Raw genomic sequence first — 3326 nt, forward strand, 5'->3', positions numbered from 1 at the left:
CTCTTTGTGTTCATACCAATCGACAGGTTCTCTTGATTGAGTTGAGAGTTTTTTGGCTTTTTTAATCCAATCTTCGTTATCGCTTACAAGCATTCCGCCGCTTGAAGTCGTTATGATTTTATTGCCGTTGAATGAATATATGCCAAAATCTCCAAACGTTCCAGAGTGTTTATCTTTATACGTAGCACCCAAACTCTCCGCGGCGTCTTCTATTAAATAAATGCCGTATTTTTCTTTTAGGTAGAGCAACTCTTTCATTTTTGCCATTTGACCGTAAAGGTGGGTAATTATCATTGCCTTGGGCCTTTCCTTTTTTATAGCGTCTTCAAGTAGATTGGGGTCGATATTCCAACTTTCGTCGCTATCGATAAAAATCAGCTCGGCTTTTTGAAAAATAATAGGCGTTACGGAACCTATGAACGTAAATGTTGAAGTTAAAACCTTGTCGTTTTCTTTAACGCCCAAAATCCTTAAAGCCAGATGTATGGCAGCCGTTCCGTTAATGACAGCGCAGGCATATTTTGATTTTGTGTAACTACATACGGCTTGCTCAAATCTATCTATGAATTCGCCGACAGGTGCTATGTAGTTGCTTTTAAAAACCTCGTTTATATATTTTTGTTCGTTTTCGCCCATATGCGGCGGTGAGAGAAAGATTTTATAACCCATCCAAAATCGTTACAACCTCTCCTAAATTTTCTATTTCTACATCTGCATTGTTTTTTATATCTCTGTAAATACCTTTAGGGTTTTTATATCTTATGGTAAACCAATTAAGTTCTTTTGGTGCAAAAAAATCTTTTTTAGGATTGTCCGCAATATATACGTATTTGTTATCACAAAAAAAATCAGAAACATACATAAAAGGCTTTTTGTCCGGTTTTTTGGTGTTTAGAGTGTCTGTGAAAACAGGCAAATCAATAAATTTATCTAATTCTAATGCTGTAAACTTATTTTTTTGGGTTACGTAATGTCCATCGGTTATTATGGCTAATTTGAATTTTTTCTTTAGGTGTGTTAATAAAATTTTCGTGTCAGCATCGAGGTTTATTTTTGGAAAGTGAAAACGGTAAATTTCTATTAATTTTTCAAGGCTAATATTTAAGTTAAATTTTTGAATTAATTTATCAAAGATTTTACCGGAACCTTCTTTCAAAAACTCCGACCACATGAAATCAAAATAGATTTCATTTTGCAAAAAAGCACACACCTCTTTAAAACCGCTTTTTACGAAATTTATTTCATCATATAAAGTATCATCAAGGTCAAATGCCACAACCATCTATCAAAACCTCAGCGTCGTATCGCAACATTATTAAATTATCTTTCCAATCTTCTGTATAGTTTAGTGTCTTATTTTCATAATCATCTATAATAAATTTTGCAAAATCAGCACCGGCAAGCCAACTTAGAGGATAACCACCACCGAATCTTGGGTTTATCTCTATGAAGTATATATCATCACCTTTTTTAAAAACCTGCACTGTTAAAACGCCGTAAGCACCCTTAAACATTTCGCATAATTGTTTAATGTTTTTTATTATTGTTTTATCTTTAACTGTCTGACCTTTGCTTACCTCTCCAGCTCTAATCTCTAATCTTTTTCTTGGGACAACACATACAACTTTGCCATTCTTATGAACAAAAACATCAACTGTAAATTCAGGTGCTTCAATGTATTCTTGAAACACATAATTTTTATTTTTCTTTTTTAGAATCAGTGCTTCTTCCATATTTTCAACCTTTGTAGCCCCCTTAGACAGAGAAGAATTGTTTAGTTTGGCGAATAGAGGATATTGCGCTGTTTCTAAATCGGTGATAATTTTAGGGGTTAAAAAATGACGATTGGTAAAAAATTCGAAAGTGTTTGTTTTCAAGCTAAAAGTTTTACATATTTTGTAGTCTGACACAGCTACCATTATGTCTTCATCTTTAAAACGTCTTTTTGCTTTTGATAAAATCAAGAGCTCGGGGTCTATGGTAGGAATAACAATTTTTATATTGTTTTTTTTGCAGATATTGAAAAGTTCATCTAAATAGGTTTTATCGTTTACTTTTGGAACTTTGAAAAATTTTCCACTAAATTGACATGCTGCTGATAATTCCGGATTAGCATCGCATGTAAAGACATTACTATGTAGCTGAAAATTTTTTACTAAGGAAACCCTTCTTCCTGCACTAGTAATTAAAACGTTAATTTTTTCCATTAAATTTCTCCATCGTTGCTCTGCCTTCTTGAGAGATACCTTCTTTCTTTACCACTTTCCATATTGTCAACAAAATAATCTTCAAATCAAGCCAAAAAGATAAATGTTCAACATAATACACATCGTATTCAAATTTTTCTTTCCAACTTATAGCATTTCTGCCCATAACTTGAGCAAGTCCCGTAATCCCGGGCTTTACATCGTGCCTTTTTCTTTGTCTTTCATTATAAAGCGGCAAATATTCAACGAGCAACGGCCTTGGACCCACAAAACTCATATCACCCTTTAAAACATTAAAAAGTTGCGGCAGTTCATCAAGGCTAAGGCTTCTGATAACTTTACCAACTCCTTTTAATCTTTTCTCATCTGGTAATAAATTACCGTTCTCATCCGTTTCGTTGGTCATTGTGCGAAATTTGTAAATTTTGAAGATTTTTTCTTTATATCCTGGGCGTTTTTGAACAAATAGTATGGGTTTTCCATCCCACAGATAGATTAAAATGGCAACTATAATCATTACAGGTAAAAATAAGATAATTAAAACGAAAGCTAGAATTTTATCGAATAGAGGTTTGAAAACTTTTTCATACATGAGTTATACTTTTATTTTTCTACAGCCAATTTTAGTGCTTTTTCTAGTTCTTCTCCAAGTATATTTATGGAGTGATGTTTCTCAACATATTTCCTAAGTTTTAATCCTATTTCTGTTTTTTCTCTTTTTGTCATTTTAGATGTTTTGATAATCATTTCAGTTAATTTAGTTTCATTATTTGGTGGGATGTAAAATTCGTTATCTAAAAAAGAAAAAGGGTTATTATGTTCTGCATAGCTTGAGACTATAATGGGTTTTGCTGCTGCCATGTAATCAAATAGTTTATTCATACTACCCCACATTACTTTACCTTGAATAAGTAATAGAATATCTGCCATTTTAAGTAATATGGGAATTTTTCTCTTGCTAACAGGTTCTAATATACTTATGAATTTTTCTAAAGCTCTTTTTTTTATTTCTTTTCTTAATTGTTTTTCGTATTCTCCTTTGCCTATAAGAACTAAATGTATATTATGCACATTTTTTTTCTTAAGTAACTCAGAAACTTTTAATAATATGTCTAAGTT

Annotated in this window: 5 protein-coding genes; all 5 read right to left on the reverse strand. The window is 32.2% G+C overall.

Features of this window, described 5'->3' with window-relative positions; genetic code table 11:
* On the reverse strand, window positions 1-669 hold a 669-nt coding region (locus ACXJIE_RS06760), incomplete at its 3' end, for an aminotransferase class I/II-fold pyridoxal phosphate-dependent enzyme (protein WP_456480204.1).
* The gene (locus tag ACXJIE_RS06765) at window positions 659-1282 is read right to left on the reverse strand and encodes an HAD family hydrolase (RefSeq protein ID WP_456480205.1); all 624 of its coding nucleotides are present in this window, start codon (window positions 1280-1282) and stop codon (window positions 659-661) included. The genes ACXJIE_RS06765 and ACXJIE_RS06760, both read right to left, overlap by 11 nt.
* The gene (locus tag ACXJIE_RS06770; RefSeq protein WP_456480206.1) at window positions 1266-2207 is read right to left on the reverse strand and encodes an ATP-grasp domain-containing protein; all 942 of its coding nucleotides are present in this window, start codon (window positions 2205-2207) and stop codon (window positions 1266-1268) included. The genes ACXJIE_RS06765 and ACXJIE_RS06770 overlap by 17 nt, the downstream gene beginning before the upstream one ends.
* On the reverse strand, window positions 2194-2799 hold the full coding sequence (locus tag ACXJIE_RS06775; RefSeq protein WP_456480207.1) for a sugar transferase: 606 nt from the start codon (window positions 2797-2799) through the stop codon (window positions 2194-2196). Before ACXJIE_RS06775 ends, ACXJIE_RS06770 begins: the two co-directional genes overlap by 14 nt.
* 11 nt (window positions 2800-2810) lie before the next feature.
* Window positions 2811-3326: glycosyltransferase (locus ACXJIE_RS06780; protein ID WP_456480208.1), on the reverse strand; the 516-nt coding region annotated here is incomplete at its 5' end.

This window comes from Nautilia sp., from assembly GCF_053994455.1.

Excerpts from the sequence above, each read along its gene's own strand:
- ACXJIE_RS06775 (WP_456480207.1), bottom strand. The coding sequence starts at position 2,799 with ATGTATGAAAAAGTTTTCAAACCTCTATTCGATAAAATTCTAGCTTTC.
- ACXJIE_RS06765 (WP_456480205.1), bottom strand. The coding sequence starts at position 1,282 with ATGGTTGTGGCATTTGACCTTGATGATACTTTATATGATGAAATAAAT.
- ACXJIE_RS06770 (WP_456480206.1), bottom strand. The coding sequence starts at position 2,207 with ATGGAAAAAATTAACGTTTTAATTACTAGTGCAGGAAGAAGGGTTTCC.